This is a genomic window from uncultured Gimesia sp. (assembly GCF_937919775.1).
Classification (GTDB): Bacteria; Planctomycetota; Planctomycetia; order Planctomycetales; family Planctomycetaceae; genus Gimesia.
In genome coordinates this window covers 1-2,015 of the sequence record NZ_CALFPF010000083.1, presented here as the reverse complement: position 1 = coordinate 2,015, position 2,015 = coordinate 1, and the positions used below count along the sequence as shown (strand labels likewise).

Sequence of the window (2,015 nt, the reverse complement as noted above, 5' to 3'; positions counted from 1 at the left end):
ACGACAAGGTAATTCTTAATCTTTTATTCATGGCAGAGTATTATGGAGCTGCAGGTTCTTCAGCGTCGATGTCATACTCTGTTTCGATAATCGCTTTCGCGTATAACTTTTCGAGAATCTCTTTTGTGGCTTTCATTCGTGCTTCAGAAATCATGGATTGCTCAAGTTTCGCTTGCACATCGGCAAACGGGACGACGCCTTCTTCCTTGCGCTCATTCACTTTTATGATCTGAAATGAAGCCTCTGTTTCAAATACCTGGCTGACTTGTCCGATAGGAAGCTCAAATAATGCGGCCTCGATTTCGGGTTCTGCCAGGCTGCCATGGCGAGTCCAACCCCATTGACCATTCTTTTCAGATCGCGGCCCATCGGAATATTTTTTCGCCAGTTCGCCGAAATCTTCGCCGGCCTGAAGTTTATGAATGACTTCATCCAGCAAACCGATTGTTTTTTGCTTACCACCATGTTTCGCGTAGGAAATGCGAATCCGCTGCCAGCGGACTTTGGCGGGGACTTCGTAATCTTTGATATTTGACTTGTAGCGAGCCAGAACTTCTTCGCGGCTGAAATCACTGTTTGCTTTTGCTTTCACAGCCATGAATTGAATCGCTGTCTGCTGTTTCATAAACAGCTCTTTTTCACCGAAGATCGTACGACCTTGCGTGTTTAATTTATCTTCCAGTTCCTGAGTTGAACTCACTTCCAGTTTCTGTTGCAGTTCGGGAATTCGCTCTTCATTGAATGCTTTCTCCAGATGCTCCTGCAGCATTGACAGTTGTTCCTTTTTGAGCGTAGTCTTCATTTCATGGATCAGTAACTGGCGTTCGATGTGCCCTTTCAGATCACGTTTTACCAGAGCGCGTCGTAATTTCTGGTATTCTTCCGGCGGCATCTTCTGTTCCGCCTGCTTGAGCTGAAAATTGTAAATGCCGATCACATCTGACACAAAAAGCGGGCTTCCATTCACCATGGCTACCACATCGCTGTCAGCCAGATTGGCTTGTGATTCGTCGACTGTCGGATTTGCAGAGACGTCTGAGGTGGAAGAAGCAGTCTGAATCGGAGATTCAAATGGATTGCCGGAATCTTCAAAATCCCCTTCCAGAATCTGCTTTCTGTCAGCAGCCTTACTGGCAACGTCAGTGTGCTTCAGTTTTTGCTGCTTGAGTGCAGACTCCAGGCGCGGCGGTGGCGGCCCGAGCACGGGGTTATCTACTTTGGGAGTAGTTTCACAACCCACCATGCTAAGCGAAGCAAGCATCAAAAAATGTATTTGCGCGTAGCGCATCAAGAGCATCCTGCAGTTGATGAACGAATTAATTATCCGGGAATTTGAGAGACGCTAAATTATAGATACTGTAATCAGCCTGAATTACATGGGAATTGTAAGGAGGGGAAAGTTGACTGTTACACTATCAATATCATCCTTTGAGGCAGAAAACGAATGAAAACTCAACTCGTTTGATGAACCTGTCAGGGTGACGGTGCGAGATTATAGGACGGATTAAAACTTTGTTGCAATACTGATTTAAGCTCTAACATGATCGCTTCCGTATTTAGTGCAGAATTCGGCAACGGAATGTAGGCTGATTTGTGGTCTACAATGCGAACAGGGATTCGATTCCGGTTGCTTTTAGACAGTGCCAGAATATGATTTTTATCTCGATACCCCAGAACTGCGAACTGATCTTCCAGCCGAATACTGTCGACCTGCCATTGCTGTGCCAGAATTTGTAATTCTTTCAAAATGAATAATGTACGGGCAGGATTCGGTATTGACCCGAATCGATCTTCGACTTCCGCTTCCAGTGCAGCGAGTTCTTCGAGCGATCGCACCGCAGACAGTTTGCGGTAAATCTCGATTTTGATCCGACCGGGGGGAATATAATCCGAGGGCAGATAAGCCGTACAAGGCAGATCAATGGCGACGTGATGGTGTTCCCGGAGGGGCTCGTTTTTCAGTTTTTTGCAGGCATTTTCGAGTAACTGACAATAAAGCTCGTAACCGACGGCGG

The 2,015-nt window shown here is 46.3% G+C and carries 2 protein-coding genes; both read right to left on the bottom strand.

Annotation, left to right across the window (positions count from 1 at the left end; genetic code table 11):
* Positions 1 to 40 precede the first annotated feature (40 nt).
* Positions 41 to 1,288 carry a peptidylprolyl isomerase gene (locus tag Q0294_RS02200; RefSeq protein ID WP_299460465.1) on the bottom strand — a complete coding sequence of 416 codons (1,248 nt, stop codon included), beginning with the start codon at positions 1,286 to 1,288 and terminating at the stop codon, positions 41 to 43.
* Positions 1,289 to 1,473: 185 nt separating this feature from the next.
* Positions 1,474 to 2,015, bottom strand: a 542-nt coding sequence (locus Q0294_RS02195) for a TRCF domain-containing protein (RefSeq protein ID WP_366917897.1), incomplete at its 5' end; no start/stop codon positions are given.